Annotated in this window: 13 protein-coding genes; 5 read left to right on the plus strand and 8 right to left on the minus strand. The window is 66.8% G+C overall.

Going from position 1 to position 16,648, the window contains the following annotated elements; genetic code table 11:
- The first annotated feature begins 69 nt into the window (after positions 1 to 69).
- The 5 genes from pstC to phoB all read left to right on the plus strand — a co-directional run bounded on the left by pstC (position 70) and on the right by phoB (position 5,086).
- The gene (gene pstC / locus PS060_RS14635) at positions 70 to 1,455 is read left to right on the plus strand and encodes a phosphate ABC transporter permease subunit PstC (RefSeq protein WP_273984179.1); all 1,386 of its coding nucleotides are present in this window, start codon (positions 70 to 72) and stop codon (positions 1,453 to 1,455) included.
- Positions 1,452 to 2,717: a phosphate ABC transporter permease PstA gene (pstA, locus tag PS060_RS14640; RefSeq protein ID WP_273984180.1), complete on the plus strand. Its 1,266-nt coding sequence runs from the start codon at positions 1,452 to 1,454 to the stop codon at positions 2,715 to 2,717. Before pstC ends, pstA begins: the two co-directional genes overlap by 4 nt.
- Before the next feature lie 17 nt (positions 2,718 to 2,734).
- Positions 2,735 to 3,502, plus strand: coding sequence for a phosphate ABC transporter ATP-binding protein PstB (gene pstB / locus PS060_RS14645; RefSeq protein WP_273986934.1), 768 nt, complete (start codon positions 2,735 to 2,737; stop codon positions 3,500 to 3,502).
- The gene (gene phoU, locus PS060_RS14650) at positions 3,502 to 4,170 is read left to right on the plus strand and encodes a phosphate signaling complex protein PhoU (protein WP_273984182.1); all 669 of its coding nucleotides are present in this window, start codon (positions 3,502 to 3,504) and stop codon (positions 4,168 to 4,170) included. The genes pstB and phoU overlap by 1 nt, the downstream gene beginning before the upstream one ends.
- Positions 4,171 to 4,396: 226 nt before the next feature.
- Entirely contained in the window at positions 4,397 to 5,086 is a 690-nt protein-coding gene (gene phoB, locus PS060_RS14655; RefSeq protein WP_273984184.1) for a phosphate regulon transcriptional regulator PhoB, read from the plus strand.
- Between the two features lies 1 nt (position 5,087).
- Here the strand turns inward: phoB and PS060_RS14660 are convergent, their stop codons facing one another.
- From PS060_RS14660 to PS060_RS14695, 8 genes are all read right to left on the minus strand, one after another.
- Positions 5,088 to 5,807 (minus strand): extensin-like domain-containing protein, encoded by a 720-nt coding sequence (locus PS060_RS14660; protein WP_273984185.1) that lies wholly within the window; start codon positions 5,805 to 5,807, stop codon positions 5,088 to 5,090.
- A gap of 10 nt (positions 5,808 to 5,817) precedes the next feature.
- Positions 5,818 to 9,360 (minus strand): error-prone DNA polymerase, encoded by a 3,543-nt coding sequence (locus PS060_RS14665; protein WP_273984187.1) that lies wholly within the window; start codon positions 9,358 to 9,360, stop codon positions 5,818 to 5,820.
- On the minus strand, positions 9,361 to 10,803 hold the full coding sequence (locus PS060_RS14670; protein WP_273984189.1) for a UdgX family uracil-DNA binding protein: 1,443 nt from the start codon (positions 10,801 to 10,803) through the stop codon (positions 9,361 to 9,363). It abuts the gene before it with no gap.
- Positions 10,803 to 12,056 carry a putative DNA modification/repair radical SAM protein gene (locus tag PS060_RS14675; protein ID WP_273984191.1) on the minus strand — a complete coding sequence of 418 codons (1,254 nt, stop codon included), beginning with the start codon at positions 12,054 to 12,056 and terminating at the stop codon, positions 10,803 to 10,805. Before PS060_RS14675 ends, PS060_RS14670 begins: the two co-directional genes overlap by 1 nt.
- An 80-nt stretch (positions 12,057 to 12,136) precedes the next feature.
- On the minus strand, positions 12,137 to 12,469 hold the full coding sequence (locus PS060_RS14680) for a PilZ domain-containing protein (protein WP_273984194.1): 333 nt from the start codon (positions 12,467 to 12,469) through the stop codon (positions 12,137 to 12,139).
- 56 nt (positions 12,470 to 12,525) lie between these two features.
- On the minus strand, positions 12,526 to 14,160 hold the full coding sequence (locus tag PS060_RS14685; RefSeq protein ID WP_273986936.1) for a DUF6504 family protein: 1,635 nt from the start codon (positions 14,158 to 14,160) through the stop codon (positions 12,526 to 12,528).
- Positions 14,042 to 14,815: a recA-like protein gene (locus PS060_RS14690; RefSeq protein ID WP_273984195.1), complete on the minus strand. Its 774-nt coding sequence runs from the start codon at positions 14,813 to 14,815 to the stop codon at positions 14,042 to 14,044. The genes PS060_RS14685 and PS060_RS14690 overlap by 119 nt, the downstream gene beginning before the upstream one ends.
- A 99-nt stretch (positions 14,816 to 14,914) precedes the next feature.
- A complete protein-coding gene (locus tag PS060_RS14695; RefSeq protein ID WP_273984196.1) occupies positions 14,915 to 16,477 on the minus strand; it encodes an amino acid permease in 1,563 nt (520 codons plus the stop codon).
- Between the last annotated feature and the right edge of the window lie 171 nt (positions 16,478 to 16,648).

A 16,648-nucleotide genomic window follows, 5' to 3' on the forward strand; every position in this document is an offset into this window, starting at 1 on the left:
CGCCCCGCCACTTAGAACTCGGCCGACGCGTCAATTTGCCCTCCTGCAGGATATACAGGTTCCCAAGTCATGTCGCCGATCACGCTCATCCTGATTGCTCTGGGCCTCGGCCTGCTCGGCTGGCTGGCTGGCCGCGCCAAGGCGTGGAGCTTCCAGTCGGGCGATGCCGGAGAGCGCACCGCTTCGCGTCCGATCTATCACGCATGGTATGTTGCGCTGTGGGTGGTGATCCCGGTGCTGCTGTTCGTGATCGCCTGGAGCGCGATTGCCCCGCAGCTGGTGCAGCAGGCGGTGCTCGCCTCGCCCGCCGCCGAAGCGCTGCCCGCCTTCGGGTTCGAACGTGACGCTTTCCTGGGTGAAGCCCGCGCGGTTGCGCTGGGGCAGGCGCCGGGTGTCTTCAACGACGAGGCCGAACCGCTCGTCGCTCCGTTCCGCGATGCCTTCGCGCGCTACAACACGATCGGCATCATCGTTACCGTTCTGATCGCACTTGCCGGCGGCGCGCTCGCGTTCCTGCGTCTCAAGCCGCAATTCGGCGCGCGCACGCGGGTCGAGCGCACGGTGATGATGATCCTGCTGCTCGCCTCGCTGGTGGCGATCCTCACCACGCTTGGCATCTTCGTCAGCCTCGTGTTCGAGACCGTGCGATTCTTCGGCATGGTCTCGCCGATCGACTTCCTGCTCGGCACCAAGTGGGGGCCGGACACCATGGCGAGCCCCGATGCGGTCGATGCGAGCCGTTATGGCGCGGTGCCGCTGTTCTGGGGGACGATCTTCATCGGCGCGATCATCGCCATGATCGTCGCGATCCCGCTGGGGCTGATGAGCGCGATCTACCTCACCCAATATGCCCACCCCAAGGTGCGCACCTGGATCAAGCCGTTGCTGGAGCTGCTCGCGGGGGTGCCGACCGTGGTCTATGGCTATTTCGCCGCGCTGACGCTCGCGCCCATGATCCGCGATGCCGCCGTCGCGATCGGCATCACCAGCGCCTCGACCGAAAGCGCACTGGCCGCCGGGATCGTGATGGGGGTGATGATCATTCCCTTCGTCTCTTCGATGGCCGACGATTCGATGGCTGCCGTGCCCGCCGCGATGCGCGACGGCAGCTTGGCCATGGGCGCGACCAAGTCCGAGACGATCCAGCGCGTGCTCTTCCCCGCCGCGCTCCCCGGCATCGTTGCCGGGATCATGCTCGCGGTCAGCCGCGCGATTGGCGAGACCATGATCGTGGTGATGGCCGCATCGCCTGCCGCCAACCTTACCGCCAATCCGCTTGAACCGATGTCGACCGTCACCGTGCAGATCGTCAAGCTGCTGACGGGCGAACAGAGCACCGATCACCCGGCCACCCTCAGCGCCTATGCGCTGGGCTTTGTGCTGTTCATGGTGACGCTGGCGCTCAACTTCATCGCCCTGCGCGTCGTCAAGCGTTTCCGCGAGGCCTACGAATGAGCACGCCCGAAACCCCCAATGCCCTCGGCCCGACGCGCACCCCTGCCTTCGAAGCGCGGCTTGCGAAGCGCTACCGTGCCGAACGCAACTTCCGCCGCATCGGCATGGGCGCGGTGGTGTTCTCTGTCGCGGTGCTGGTGTTCCTGCTCGGCAATATGCTGCTGAACGGGATCGCTGGGTTCCAGCGCACCGAGATGGCGGTGACGATCGACTTTCCCGCTACGGGGCTGACAGGCGATGCCACCTCGCTGACCGCGCCGAGCTCCGCGCAAACGCTTGAGATCCAGGGCCTGCCCGCCACGGTCACACGCCTTGCCGAAGAGCAGCTGGGTAAAGCCGCCGCCGAACAGATCGCCCCCGATGCCTGGCGCGATGTCGTGGCAGCGCTGGCGGCCGATCCTGACCTCATCACCACCAAGGCAACCTTCGAACTGCCGACCACCTCAGCGCTCGCCGCAGGGCTGCAAGGCGAAGGCGATCCTGCGCTTCAGGCGCTCGCGCAAGACCTCGCCGCCAAGGGCAAGCTTCAGCGCAACTGGGACTGGGGCTTCCTCACCCGCTCGGACGCGACCACGCCGCAATCGGTCGGCATCTGGGGCGCGCTCAAGGGCTCGATGCTGACCATGCTGGTGACGCTGGTGCTGGCCTTCCCGGTGGGCGTCCTGTCGGCGCTCTATCTTGAGGAATACGCCCCGCGCAATCGCTGGACCGACATCATCGAAGTGTCGATCAGCAACCTTGCCGCGGTGCCCTCGATCATCTTCGGCCTCTTGGGCCTTGCCGTGTTCCTCGCGCTGTTTCCCGGCCTGCGGTCAGCCCCGCTGATCGGCGGGATGACGCTGGCACTGATGACCATGCCGGTGATCGTCATTTCCGGGCGCAACGCGATCAAGGCGGTGCCGCCTTCGATCCGTGACGGCGCGCTCGCCATTGGTGCATCGCCGGTGCAGGTGGTGTTCCACCATGTGCTGCCGCTTGCACTGCCGGGGATGCTGACCGGCACCATCATCGGCATGGCCCGCGCACTGGGCGAAACCGCGCCGCTGCTCTTGATCGGGATGCGCATTTTCGTGGCCACCCCGCCCGAAGGCTTCGCCTCGCCCGCGACCGTGCTGCCGATGCAGATCTTCCTGTGGTCTGACGAAATCGACCGCGGCTTTGTGGAACGCACCAGCGCGGCTATCATCGTGCTGCTGGCGTTCCTGCTCGCCATGAACGGCCTTGCCATTTACCTCCGCAACAAATTCGAGAAACGCTGGTGACAGTCATCCATCCCAACATGGCCGACGAAAACGCGAAGATCCGCGCGCGCGACGTCTGCGTCTTCTACGGCGAGAAGAAGGCGATCGATCACGTCTCGATCGACATTTCGCCCAATTACGTCACCGCCTTCATCGGCCCGTCGGGCTGCGGGAAGTCGACCTTCCTGCGGTGCTTCAACCGCATGAACGACACCATCGGCGCGGCCAAGGTGACCGGGCTGATCGAGCTCGACGGCGAGGACATCCACGGCAGCCGCATGGACGTGGTGCAGCTGCGCGCGCGGGTGGGGATGGTGTTCCAGAAGCCCAACCCCTTCCCCAAGTCGATCTACGAAAACATCGCCTATGGCCCCAAGATCCATGGTCTGGCGGAGAAGAAGGCCGATCTCGACGTGATCGTCGAACGCTCGCTGACCCGCGCCGGGCTGTGGGACGAGGTCAAGGACCGGCTCGAGGATTCGGGCACCGCGCTGTCGGGCGGCCAGCAGCAGCGCCTGTGCATTGCCCGCGCGATTGCGGTTGACCCCGAGGTCATCCTGATGGACGAACCGGCTTCGGCGCTCGATCCCATCGCGACCGCCAAGATCGAGGAGCTGATCGATGAACTCTCCGGGCGTTACGCGATCGTGATCGTCACCCACTCGATGCAGCAGGCCGCCCGCGTCAGCCAGCGCACCGCCTTCTTCCACCTCGGCAAGATGGTGGAATACGGGCCGACTTCGGAAATCTTCACCAATCCCATCGAGGAGCGGACGAAGGACTATATTACAGGACGTTACGGCTGATGGCTGAACATACCGTCAAGGCATTCGACGAAGACATCACCCGCCTGCGCGGGCTGATCGCGGAGATGGGCGGGCTCGCAGAAGTCGCCATCGCCGAATCATTGGACGCTCTCGTGCGCGGAGACGAAGCGCTGGCCGAACAGGTCGTGGCGCGCGACAAGCGCATGGACGCGCTCGAAATGGAAGTCGACAAGCTCGCCGTGCGGATCATCGCCCTGCGCGCGCCGATGGCGGACGACCTGCGCGAAGTGATCGCCGCGCTCAAGATCGGCGGCGTTTTGGAGCGGATCGGCGACTATTCCAAGAACATCGCCAAGCGCACCGGCATGATCGAAGGCCGCGCCCGCTTCGAACCGCTGACGCTTCTGCCCACCATGGGCGAACTCGCGGGCGAGATGGTGCACGACGTGCTCACCGCCTATGCCGCGCGTGACCCTGACCTCGCGCGCGAGGTGATTGCCACCGACGCCAAGGTCGACGGGTTCTACAACTCGATTTTCCGCAACCTGGTGAGCTACATGGTCGAAAACCCCTCGACTATTTCGAGCGCGGCGCAGCTGCTGTTCGTGGCGCGCAACATCGAGCGGATCGGCGACCATGCGACCAACGTCGCCGAAATGGTGCACTTCGCTGCGACCGGGGTCTACCCGCCCGAGGGCGACCGCTAGACGGGCCGCTTTCGCTGTCGCGTTTTTGTCGGTTTGTCGCAGGTTTTCGACACACCGCGTCGCCTCGCGCGGGTGTTTCACGTGGAACAATCACAGTTTGTCGCCCGTAACCATGGCACTTTTGGCGATCCGGTTGAATTCGTCGCGGTGTTTCATCAAATTGTCGCGTGAGTGACACATAGTGCTTGGTGTCGCCCGCATCGGCGGGCTTGAGGAGACATGGGGCATGTCCGCTGCGAAATTGCTGCTGGTCGAAGATGATCCGGCGCTGTCCGAATTGCTCGAATACCGCTTCCAGAACGAAGGCTACGCTGTGCGCTGCACAGGCGACGGCGACGAAGCCCTTGTTTTGGCTGCGGAAGAGACCCCCGATCTGATTATCCTCGACTGGATGATCGAAGGTACCAGCGGGATCGAGGTGTGCCGCCGGTTGCGGCGCGACAAGGAAACGGCCCATGTTCCGATCATCATGCTCACCGCGCGCGAGGCGGAGGACGACCGTGTCCGCGGGCTCGAGACCGGGGCCGATGATTACCTGACAAAACCCTTTTCTCCCCGCGAGTTACTCGCCCGTGTCGCCGCCGTGATGCGCCGCATCCGCCCGGCGCTGGCGGGCGAGACGATCGAGGTTGGCGACCTGAAGCTCGATCCCGTCGCGCACAGGGTCCAGCGCCGGGGCAAGCCCCTGCAACTCGGGCCGACCGAATACAGGCTGTTGAAATTCTTCATGGAAAGCCCCGGCCGGGTGTTCAGTCGCGGCCAGTTGCTCGATGGGGTCTGGGGCACCGGCTCGGACATCGAACTGCGCACGGTCGACGTTCACATTCGCCGCCTGCGCAAGGCCATCGGGATCGACGGCGCGAAAGATCCGATCCGGACAGTTCGCTCGGCGGGATACGCGCTCGAAGCCAGCTAGATCAACGACATACGCCGGCCCAGCGATCATCCTGATCAAAGTGGAAGTGATCGGCATGGGCGGCGTTGTAGTCCGGTGAGAGAACGGTGGCGAAGCTCCCGCAGGCGCCGTCGCGAACCGCGCGCAGAAAGCGTGCTTCCTCGTCGTCCCCGTCCCAATCCCCGAGCACGCTGATCCGCCGTCCATCGGCCAGCACGAAAGCGGCAATGTCGATGGCATTGGCGGTGGCGTGCTCGCTCCACGGGCCGTCCGCGCCGCCATACATTCGGCGGCAGGAGAAGGCGCCGAGGTGTTCGATTTGCTTGATTTCGCTGCCTAAAATTGTCCGAGCTGCGGGGCTTACCGTATTGCGCCGCCACAATTCGAGCGCGGCGGCGACGGGACAGGTCACGGGCGGCGTGTCGGGCGCCAACGGATAACGCCCGAGTTGCGTGCGATCCGTTCGCGCACACGGCCCCTCGCCTTCGGGGGCGAGTGCCGTAAAGGCCACGTCGCTGCGCGCCAGCACAGCGCGGCATTCTGCCACATTGGTGCGCAGGCTGACCAGCTTGCTGCGGGTTGCCCAGCCTTGCGGATGCGACAGATCGAGCGGCGCCCAGGGATTGTGCTCCGGGTGAGCCTTGAGCCACTGCCATCCCGCAAGCGCTCCGGCGAGCAGCAGCAGGAGTGCGAACAGGCGGCCTGCCGAGCGGCGTGCGGAGCGGGATCGGGTGCGGGCCATCGGCGCGATCCTAGTGGAAATCCCGAGACTTGGGCAGAATTCTGTGATTGCGCGGATGGCCGGTCACATTGGGCGTGGGAGCCAGTTCGTCAATCATGTCGCGCGCGCGCGGCGGCGCGCGATCGGGCATCGGCTTGTTGACCTCGTCCGCGCGGGCAAGCGGCGCGTCGAGCAGGTCGTCCGACAGCGCGTGCAGCCTGTGGGTCGCATCGGTCATGTGAGCGGCGATCACGTGGATCACCTCGTCGTCATATTCGACGCGGCCCCGCACCTCCATCAGCCGCGCGCCCATCACCACCTTGCGCTGCTTCTCCTTCAAGTCAGGCCAGACCACGAGGTTGATTACGCCCGTCTCGTCCTCGAGCGTGATGAAGGTCACCCCCTTGGCCGATCCGGGGCGTTGGCGGATCAGCACCACTCCGGCAACCTGCACCATGCTCCTGAATTTCCTCGCCCTCAGGTCGCAGGCACGCACAAAGCCTCTCGCCGCAAGATCGGCGCGCAGGAAGGCCATCGGATGGGCTTTGAGGCTGAGGCGGGTGGTCTGGTAATCGGCGACCACTTCCTCGGAGAGCGGCATGGCGGGCAGGCGGATGGCCTTGCGCTCTGCCCCCTCCTCGCGCACGCCCGCCGCACGGAACAGCGGCAGATCGGGCGCGGGGATGAGGCTGCGGGCGTCCCACAGCGCCTGCCTGCGCGAGAGGCCCAGCGAGGTGAAGGCATCGGCGCTGGCGAGCCGCTCGATATGGGCAGGCGACAGCCCGCCGCGCGCGCGCAGATCGGCAATGTCGCGATAAGGCCCGCCCGCCGCGCGCGCCGAGACGAGCGCGGCGGCGACGTGTTCGGGCAGGCCGTCGATCTGGCGCAAGCCGAGGCGCAGAGCGAAAGGCTCTTGCCCGCCCTCAAGCGTGCAATCCCAGGCACTTGCGTTCACATCCACCGGCAGCACCCGCACCCCGTGCTCGGCTGCATCGCGCACGATCTGGGCCGGGGCATAGAAGCCCATCGGCTGCGAATTGAGCAGCGCGGCGGCGAAGGCGGCGGGGTAGTGGCACTTGAGCCAGCTCGACACATAGACCAGCTGCGCGAAACTGGCCGCATGGCTTTCGGGGAAGCCGTATTCGCCGAAGCCCCTGATCTGGTTGAAACATCTCTGCGCGAAATCGCGATCATAGCCGCGCGCGACCATGCGTTCGACCATCATGTCCTGAAGCTCGTCGACCATCCCCCGGCTGCGGAAGGTCGCCATTGCCTTTCTCAGCCGGTTGGCCTCGAGGCTGGAGAACTTCGCCGCATCCAATGCGATCTTCATCGCCTGTTCCTGAAAGATCGGCACGCCCAATGTGCGCCCGAGGATGCTGGTGAGCTCGTCGGGCGGGCCGTGTTCGGGCGCGGGGGCGGGGATGCGGACGGGCTCGGCGCCGCGGCGGCGCTTGAGGTAGGGGTGCACCATGTCGCCCTGGATCGGCCCCGGGCGCACGATCGCGACCTGAATGACGAGATCGTAGAATTCCCGAGGCCGTAACCTCGGGAGCATATTCATCTGTGCGCGGCTTTCGACCTGGAACACGCCCAGCGAATCGCCCCGGCGCAGCATGGCGTAGGTCTCTGGGTCCTCGCGCGGGACTGTGGCGAGGGTCAGCGGGCGGCTGTGATGCGCCCCCAGCAGATCGAGGCATTTGCGGATGCAGGTCAGCATCCCCAGCGCCAGCACGTCGACCTTGAGGATGCCGAGCGCGTCGATATCGTCCTTGTCCCACTCGATGAAGGAGCGTTCGGGCATCGCGCCGTTGCCAACCGGCACGGTCTCGGTAAGCGCGCTCTCGGTGAGGATGAAGCCGCCGACGTGCTGGCCGAGATGGCGCGGCATTCCGATCATCTGCTCGGTGAGTTTGAGGACGCGCCGCAGGTGCGGGTCGGTGATGTCGAGTCCCGTCTCGGCGGCGTGCTTCTCGGAAATCTCGCGTCCCCACCCGCCCCACACCGTGCGTGCCAGCGCGCCGGTGACGTCCTCCGACAGGCCCATGGCCTTGCCCACCTCGCGGATCGCCATGCGCGGGCGGTAGTGGATCACGGTCGCGCACAGCCCGGCGCGATGGCGACCATATTTGCGGTAGATGTACTGGATCACCTCCTCGCGCCGCTCGTGCTCGAAATCGACGTCGATATCGGGCGGTTCCTTGCGCTCCTCGGAGATGAAGCGGTCGAACAGAAGCTGGTGCTTGGCCGGGTCGACGCTGGTGATGCCAAGGACGTAGCACACCGCCGAATTGGCCGCGCTCCCCCGCCCCTGGCACAGGATCGGCGGATCGCACCCCCGCGCGAAGTCGACGATGTCCTTGATGGTGAGGAAGTAGCGGGCGAGGTCGAGCTTGGCGATCAGCGCGAGTTCGCGTTCCAATGTCTGGCGGACACTTTCCGGCACGCCGGATGGGTAGCGCCGCCCTGCCCCCGCCCAGACCTCGCTTTCGAGGAAGGCCTGCGGGGTCTGGCCGTCGGGGTAGATTTCCTCGGGGTATTCGTAGCGCAACTCGTCGAGGCTGAAATTGCAGCGGTCCGCCACTTCGCGCGCGGCGGTGATCGCGTGGGGCCAGCGGGCGAACAGGCGCTGCATCTGTGCAGGGGATTTGAGGTGCCGCTCGGCATTGGGGTGGAGCAGGTGTCCGGCCGCCGCCACGGTGGTCTTGTGGCGGATCGCGGTCATCACGTCCTGAAGCGCGCGGCGTTCGGGGGCGTGGTAGTGGACGTCATTGGTGGCAAGCAGCGTGAGGCCGTGGGCGCGGGCGAGGCTGTCGAGCCGCTCGATCCGGGCGATGTCGTCCCCGCGGTAAAGGTAGCTCGCGGCGAGGTGCCTGAGGGTGGGGAGCTGGCGGACGAGGTGGGGGAGGAGGTCGGGGAAAGGGGAGGTTAAGTCGGTGGGGCCGAAAGGGCTGGCGATATGCCTCCCCTCCCGCTTGCGGGAGGGGTCGGGGGTGGGCCCGTCCCCAAGCTCGCTGCGCTCGCACCCACCCCTAACCCCTCCCGCAAGCGGGAGGGGAATGACGTTGCTCGGCACCTGAATGGTCAGTTCCGCGTCGAGGTCATCGGGCGGCAGCACGATCAACTGCACGCCCTCGCTGTGCGCTGCCAGCAGCGCGAGGTCGATCTCGCACACCCCCTTGTCCTGCCACTCGCCCGAGAGCGTCTGCATCCGCCCTGCGCTGATCAACCGGCACAGGCGGCCATAGGCGGCGCGGGTTTCGGGATAGGCGAGGAAGGCCAACCCCTCGACCGTCTCGATCCGGCAGCCGATCACGGGCTTGAGTTTCAGCGTCTTGGCCTCGGTGTGGATGCGCACCACGCCGGCCATCGAATTGACGTCGGCGATCCCGAGCGCGTCGTAACCCAGCGTGTGCGCGGCCAGCACCAGATCGACCGCATCGGACGCGCCGCGCAGGAAGCTGAAGCAGCTGACAAGGCCGAGCTCGACGAAGGGCGCACGTTCGGGCGGCGCGATGTCGGCAGGGTCGACATCAAGGGTGCGCTTGTCGGGGGTGAGCGGGGCGTCGGGCACTCACACTTCCCCCAACCGCGCCTGCACCCGCGCCAGATCGGCGGCGAACAGCGCGGCCTGCTCCGCACGCGCCGCACCGTCGAGCCGCAGGAGGTAGGAGGGGTGAACGGTCACCCACAGCTCGGCCCCGTCATCGAGCCGGATCGCGCGCCCGCGCTCACGGGTGACGCTGACCGTCTTGCCCAGCAGACCCCGCGCCGCGCTCGCCCCCAGCGCCAGCACGATGCGGGGGCGGATGAGGGCGCGTTCGGCCTCGAGCCAGAAGCGGCAGGTGTCGATCTCCTTCGCGCCCGGCGACTGGTGGAGGCGGTGCTTGCCCTTCCAGGTAAACTTGAAGTGCTTGACGGCGTTGGTGACGTAAGCCTGCGCGCGGTCGATCCCGGCGCGTTCCAGATGGTCATCCAGCAATTGCCCGGCGGGGCCGACGAAGGGACGGCCTGCCGCATCTTCCTGATCGCCCGGCTGTTCGCCGACAATCATCAGAGCGGCCTGCTGCGGCCCCTCCCCCGCCACCGCCCGGGTGCCGCAGTCGGCAATCGGGCAATCGCGGCAGGCAGCGGCCCCTTGCGCGACCTCGGCGAGGCTCGCAGGCCGCACCCACTCGGCCCGCGAGCCCGCCGCCACCATCGCCGCCTCGCGCGCCTGCGCCCCGGCGATGAGCTGCGGGATCAGCTCGGCCTCGGGCAGGTTCTTCCAGTATTTCTTGGGCATCTCCGAGAGCATCGCCCCGACCTTCAGCCGCGCGGGGTTGAAGATCGAGGCATAGTAGGAGCGCCACAGGTTCTCGACCGGATCGCCTTGCGGCGCATCCTCGCGGCGCGCGGGCGGGCCTTCGCGCATGGTCTCGCCGTCCCAATGGATGCTCCCGCGCGGGGTCAGGATCGACCAGCGCATATTGGCGAAGCGGCGCATGAAGAAGGCGGCCTCGGCGCGGACGATGTGGTGATCGGGCTCGAACCAGGCGACGAAATGGGGGGGGCCATCTTCCTCGGCCACCTCGCGGAAGCGGACGAAGGCGTGCATCTTGTGCGCATCGCGCCGCACCGATTTGGCGAGTTCCTCGAGCCGGCGCACCTCGGGATCGGCCTTGTCCTCCATCAGCCGCGGGTTGCGCTGAAGCCGCCAGAGCAGACGGTAGAGCAGCCCGAAGCGCGCGGGATCGGAATGCAGCGCGGCGCTGCGGGCGACCGTCAGAAACCGCTGACTGGCGCGCACGGGGCGCGGATCGGCGGGCAGCGGGGGCAGGCGCTTCTCGCTGCGCGCGGGGCCTTCGGATGCGAACAGGTCGCCCGTCCCGCCCGGCTCGATCCAGCTCACCCGGTCGGGCGGCACGTCGCACTGGATGAGCCCCCGCGCCCGCTCGCGCCAGAAGGCGAAATCATCCGGAGCCGGAAGGTGCACGGCGTAGTGCGCGCCGAGGCTGACGTGCTGCATCGCCGTCATCAGAACAGCTCCAGCTGCTCGGACTTGCGCACCAACAGCCCGCGCAGATCGGCGCGGTCGGTGAGAAAGGTCGGCCGCCAGTCGACCGTGCAGATGAAGGGCCGCACCTTGGCCACCGAAACCGTCAGCCGCGCCACATCATCAAGCCGCAGGTTGCGGTGCCTGCGCGATGCAAGGATGCGCGCCACCGCCTTGGTGCCGAGGCCGGGCACCCGCAGCAGCATCTCTTTGGGCGCGCGGTTGACGTCGACCGGGAAGCTTGCGCGGAACTTCAGCGCCCAGGCGAGCTTGGGGTCGATATCGAGCGGCAGGTTACCGTCCGCCTCGGCCGCATCGGCGACCTCCTGCGGCGCGAAGCCGTAAAAGCGCATCAGCCAGTCGGACTGGTAGAGCCGGTGCTCGCGCAGCAGCGGCGGGCGTTTCAGCGGCAGCACGGCAGACGCATCGGGGATCGGGGAGAAGGCGCTGTAATAGACGCGCCTGAGGCCGAAATCGCCATAGAGCCGGCTCGCCTTGCCGATGATCGCCGCGTCATTGGCCCCGTCCGCGCCGACGATCATCTGGGTCGATTGTCCCGCCGGTGCAAAGCGCGGCGCGTGGCGGAAACGCTTCCTTTCATCCTTGGCCTCGATGATGCGCGCCTTGGTGCGGCCCATCGCGCCTTCGATCTGGCCTGCATTCTTGTCCGGCGCGAGGCGCGTCAGCCCGGCGGTGGTGGGCAGCTCGACATTGATCGAGACCCGGTCGGCATAAAGCCCCGCCTGATGGATGATCTCAGGCTCGGCCTCGGGAATGGTCTTGAGGTGGATGTAGCCGCGGAAATCATGCTCCTCGCGCAGGATGCGGGCGACCTCGACCAGCTGCTCCATCGTGTGGTTGGCGCTCCTCACGATCCCCGAGGACAGGAACAGGCCTTCGATGTAGTTGCGCCGGTAGAAGTTCAGCGTGAGGTCGACCACCTCCTGCGGGGTGAAGCGCGCGCGCGGGGTGTTCGCGCTCTTGCGGTTGATGCAGTAGTGGCAATCGAAGATGCAGTGGTTGGTCAGCAGGATCTTGAGCAGCGAGATGCAGCGCCCGTCCGGCGCATAGGCGTGGCAGATGCCCATCCCCTCGGTCGAGCCCACGCCTTTGCCGCCCAGCGAGTTCTTCTTCGCCGTGCCGGAGGACGCGCAGGAGGCATCATATTTCGCCGCATCGGCGAGGATTTCGAGACGTTGGCGTAAAGTGGGTTTCGGGGGGGATTGCTGGGCCATGGGAACGGGGGAACACCTTTCAAGTGTTCCTTATATGTTCCTACGGCCCCGCTGCCAAATGCAAAGCTTGCAAGCCTGTTCTACAGGACCCGGCGCAGCCCCTGCCCGTTACCGCGATCATCGCGATGGTCGCACAGATGGTCAATCACGGCCGGATGCATCGCTCCTTCGAAGGCAACGCCCGCGACCGGCCCATCGACCCAGGCCACCGAACCGAGCGGAGCGTTGATCCCCCCGACCTTCATCGTCACCCGGTCGCCCACCTCGGCAAAGCCCGCCTTCGCCTTGATCTTGCAGCCACCTTCGGAGATGTCGAGCAGATCGACGAACACCACGCGCGACTGCACACGGCTCTTGACCGTTATGCTCATCGGTCGACGCTCGGAGGCGCGAGGGATGGAATCGAGGTTCATGCGATTCTCTTCGCACAAAGGCGTAAAAGAAGCCTAAGCGACCAGGTAAAGAGGCCTTAGGCATAAAGGCCTTGGAGGAACCACATGGGCACCCCGCCGCGGCGATCGCCGATGATGCCTTGCCGGTAAATCCAGTAGCGCCGCCCGGCCTCGTCCTCGATGCGGTAATAGTCGCGCAGCCGCGTCGTCGAGCGTTCGCGCCACCATTCGGGCGCGATCCGTTCCGGCCCCTCGACGCGCGCAACCTCGCGCACCGCACCCCGCCAGCGGAAGCGCTGGGGCACGCCGTCGGGCGCGGCATGGAGCACCGCGATCGGCTCAGGGACATCGAGCAGCTTCAGGGGACGGGTATGGAAGGCGAGCGGATGCTGGCTCGCAGGAACGGGAGCGAGCGGCGGCTGCCACACCTGCGCGCGTTCGGGGATGTGGCTGGCCCGCGGAACCGGGCGGGTGACGGCCTTCGGCCCGAGGCGCACGCTCAGCCGGTCGATACAGGCGGCAAGCGCAGTGCCATGATCTTCGGCCGCCGCATCGAGATCGGCCTGGGTGAGGCCGAGCGGCTCGCTCCAGCTGGCGCGCAGCTGCACCATCTCGATCCCGAACCCGGCCGCGACATCGTCGAGCCGGGCGGCGAACAACCGGGTGATGTGGCTCGCCTCGCGGGTGGCGGCGGCGAGTTCGATGCGGCGCTGCAAGACCTCGCCATCGACCCGCCAAAGCGCCAGTTCAAGCCGCCGCGCGCCCTCGCCCCGTGCTTCGAGCGCGCGGACCATGTCGGCGGCGAGATCCTCGAGCACATGATCGAGCAGCGCACGGTGGCGCAGCGGCTCCATCAAGCGGCGTTGCACCAACGGCATCGGGCGGTCGATGACCGGCAATAGCGGTTCGGGGACACGCCCAAGCAACTGATCGAGGCGCAGCAATGGGTTAGCGGCAGGCGCATGGCGGTTGCGAAAGCGGCGGCGCAGCGCGTCGCGCGCCGCAGCCTCGGCGGCGGGATCAGCCTCCCCCGCCCCGCTCACCCCGGCAAGCTCGCCAAGGCGCTTGATCCCGAGGCGGCGCAGGACGGTGAGCACATCATCATCGAGCCGGAGCGCGGCGACCGGGAGGTCTGCCAGCACGCGCAGTGGGTCCTCGTCGGGGGCAAGAATAGTCTGCCGCCGCCCGTAATGCGCGAGTGCCCAGGCCGCCCCTGCCGTCGGCGCAAGCGCTGCGCGGGTGGTGAGACCGCGCGCGGCGAAAGCGGCAGCAACATCCTTGAGCAAGTGCTCCTCACCCCCGAACAGATGCGCCGCGCCGGTGACATCGACCAGCAGGCCATCGGGCGGGTCGAGCGCGCTCCACGGCCCCCAGCGCTGCGCCCACAGGGCAAGCTTTTCGAGTGCCGCCAGATCGCCGGCCGGATCGCCGGGAACCGCGACCAGATCAGGGCACAGCGCGCGCGCGTCAGCCAGCAGCATCCCCGCCCTCGCCCCTGCGGCAAGGCCTGCATCATTGGCAGCGGTGATGCGCGGCCCGTGCGCCGTGTCGAGGATCAGCGCGGTGGGGGCAGCGTCAATGTCTTGGGACGCCTCAGGCGTGGACGCGCGCCGCCAGCGATCGACCGACAGTCGGGCGAGCCAGATAGCGAGGATCCGGCGCGGCGACGGTTTCGGTTGGGGGATCGCTGGCGATGCGCAGGGTTCCGGCATCATCGCTGAGGCTCCATTGGCCGGGCGCGTGAGTGCGCGCGCGGAACAGTTCGGCGTGCCAGGTGGCCATGCCGGGGGCGGCGGGGTTCCAGCGCGGGGCGGCCGAGGGCGCGGCGCGCGCCTGCCAGCGCATCCGGGCCGAGGACAGGTCGGGCGCGGCGTCCAAGCGCACCAGCCACAGCCGCACGCCATGCTTCTCGGCGGTGAGGCTGAGGCGGCGCGAGGCGGTGAAGGACAGCGCCTTGGGGTTGCCCGCAATCTCGCCGATCACGCAGGCGAGGTCACGGCACTTCAGCCCCTCCTCCAGCGCGAACAGCGCGTCTTCGGGCGTGGCGGCGGCGACATGGATCAACCGGTGGGCGAGATCACGCGGCAGCCCCGCAAGGCAGGGCCGCCCGCCAAGCCGGATCGCCGCACGATCCTGCACCCACAGGATCTGGCGGGTGTCATCGCTCTCCCCCGCCGCGGCAAGGGCGTCCCGCGCCAGCGCCAACGCCAGCCCCGCCCCGCTCGCCTCAGTGGCAGGGGCGAAGATTTCCGAGTGGAACGGCTGCACGTTGAGACCCGGCCGCCAGCGTGGATCCGGTCCGGTGCGGGCCAGAATGCGGGCGGGAGAGGGCTTTGCGGGCGTGAAGGGCATAGGCGAACGACTCATATGTTCGCATTATGTTCCAACATCGGCCCGCTGGCAAATGCAAAGGGCGCGGGAAGCCTATGCTCCCCGCGCCCCATGAAGCGCTGACGCCCGATCCGATCAGTCGTCGACGACCGGCCCGGGGAACTCGCCCATATCCGGCCCTTCGTCCTGATCCCGTCCGGTCTGCAGGTTCGAGAAATGCATCCCGTAGAAGAAGTAGATCACCATCCCGAACGCCAGATAGCCGAGGAACAGCAGCAGCACGTGACCCGGCACCGTGGTGATCAGGTAGCCGCAGGACGCAATCCCGAGGATCGGCAACACCGGGTAGAACGGCACCTTGAACCCGCGCGGCAGATCGGGCGCAGCGCGGCGCAGGTAGATCACCGAGAGACACACGATGGCGAACGCCGCCAGCGTGCCCACCGAGGTCGCATCGCCCAGCAGGTTGATGTCGAGGAAGCCCGCCGCCAGCGCCGTGATCAGGCCGACCAGCAGGGTGTTGATCCACGGGGTCTGATACTTCGGGTGCACCTTCGAGAAGACGTGCGGCAGCAAACCGTCGCGCGCCATGGTGTAGAAGATGCGGGTCTGGCCATACATCAGCACCAGCACCACCGAGGTAAGGCCGATGATCGCGCCGATCTTGATGATCTTGGCGAGCCAGCCCCACTGCGGGCCGAAGGCATCGACCACCACCGCCACCGGATCGGGGACGTTCAAGGTGTTGTAAGGCACCAGCAGCGTCATGATGGCCGCAACCAGCATATAGATCACGGTGCAGACGACCAGCGAACCGATGATGCCGAAGGGCATATCCTTGGCCGGGTCCTTGGCTTCCTGTCCTGCGGTCGAGACCGCCTCGAAGCCAATATAGGCGAAGAACACGATCGAGGCGGCGCGCATGATCCCGTCGACCCCGAACTCGCCGTCACCGGTGTTTTCGGGAATGAAAGGTGTCCAGTTGGTCGCGATCAGTTCCGGCAGGTTGCCCAGCACGATCAGCCCGCCGACCACGATGAAGGCAGCCAGCACGCTGACCTTGATCGCGACGATGATGTTGTTGACCTTGGCGCTTTCCGACACGCCCAAAATCAGCAGCAGCGACAGGGCAATGCAGATTGCAAAGGCGGGCAGGTTGAAGATCGTGGTGACCGTCTGGCCATCGACCAGCACCGGCACCCCGTCACGCATCAGCGTGTAGCCTGTGGGGCCGGTCAGTTGCGGGGGAATGACGACGCCAAAGTCCGCCAACAGGCTGACGACATAACCGCCCCAGCCCACCGCGACCACCGCGGCGGCGATCCCGTATTCGAGCAGCAGCAGCACGCCCATCGTCCAGGCGACGAATTCGCCCAACGTGGTGTAGCCATAGGTGTAGGCCGAGCCCGACACCGGCAGGGTCGAGGAAAGCTCGGCATAGCAAAGCCCGGCAAAGGCGCAGACAATGCCCGCGACGACGAAGCTCAGCAGCACCGCCGGCCCCGCGTGCAGCGCCGCAGCACTGCCGGTGCGCACGAAAATGCCCGCGCCGATGATGCAACCCACGCCCAAAAGCAGCAGGTTCCACTTGCCGAGCGAACGCTTCAATTCGCTGTTGGCGGTTTCACGCTGCACCTGAGCGATGGATTTGCGCGCGAACATCCGCTCGACGATGGAGCGGTTGGGTTTGCTTGCCATTACAATTTCCCCCTGCACGCCTGCGCGGCGCGCGGCTTGATCCTGTCAAGAAACATCTGAATTAGGTCTCCCATTGACCGCAGGCAGATCCCCCGCGCGATCGAATGGCGCCAAGCTAGCGGAACAGGCCCGCAACACAAGCGGCAATCGGCGCTCTTTCCCCCGGGACGC

This window comes from Erythrobacter sp. BLCC-B19, assembly GCF_028621955.1.
Lineage (GTDB): Bacteria > Pseudomonadota > Alphaproteobacteria > Sphingomonadales > Sphingomonadaceae > Erythrobacter.

What these genes read in the sequence shown, in the direction of transcription:
- PS060_RS14695 (WP_273984196.1), bottom strand. Translation starts at nt 16,477, where the DNA reads ATGGCAAGCAAACCCAACCGCTCCATCGTCGAGCGGATGTTCGCGCGC.
- pstA (WP_273984180.1), top strand. Translation starts at nt 1,452, where the DNA reads ATGAGCACGCCCGAAACCCCCAATGCCCTCGGCCCGACGCGCACCCCT.
- pstC (WP_273984179.1), top strand. Translation starts at nt 70, where the DNA reads ATGTCGCCGATCACGCTCATCCTGATTGCTCTGGGCCTCGGCCTGCTC.
- phoB (WP_273984184.1), top strand. Translation starts at nt 4,397, where the DNA reads ATGTCCGCTGCGAAATTGCTGCTGGTCGAAGATGATCCGGCGCTGTCC.
- phoU (WP_273984182.1), top strand. Translation starts at nt 3,502, where the DNA reads ATGGCTGAACATACCGTCAAGGCATTCGACGAAGACATCACCCGCCTG.
- pstB (WP_273986934.1), top strand. Translation starts at nt 2,735, where the DNA reads ATGGCCGACGAAAACGCGAAGATCCGCGCGCGCGACGTCTGCGTCTTC.
- PS060_RS14690 (WP_273984195.1), bottom strand. Translation starts at nt 14,815, where the DNA reads ATGAGTCGTTCGCCTATGCCCTTCACGCCCGCAAAGCCCTCTCCCGCC.
- PS060_RS14685 (WP_273986936.1), bottom strand. Translation starts at nt 14,160, where the DNA reads ATGCCGGAACCCTGCGCATCGCCAGCGATCCCCCAACCGAAACCGTCG.
- PS060_RS14660 (WP_273984185.1), bottom strand. Translation starts at nt 5,807, where the DNA reads ATGGCCCGCACCCGATCCCGCTCCGCACGCCGCTCGGCAGGCCGCCTG.
- PS060_RS14670 (WP_273984189.1), bottom strand. Translation starts at nt 10,803, where the DNA reads ATGACGGCGATGCAGCACGTCAGCCTCGGCGCGCACTACGCCGTGCAC.
- PS060_RS14680 (WP_273984194.1), bottom strand. Translation starts at nt 12,469, where the DNA reads ATGAACCTCGATTCCATCCCTCGCGCCTCCGAGCGTCGACCGATGAGC.
- PS060_RS14675 (WP_273984191.1), bottom strand. Translation starts at nt 12,056, where the DNA reads ATGGCCCAGCAATCCCCCCCGAAACCCACTTTACGCCAACGTCTCGAA.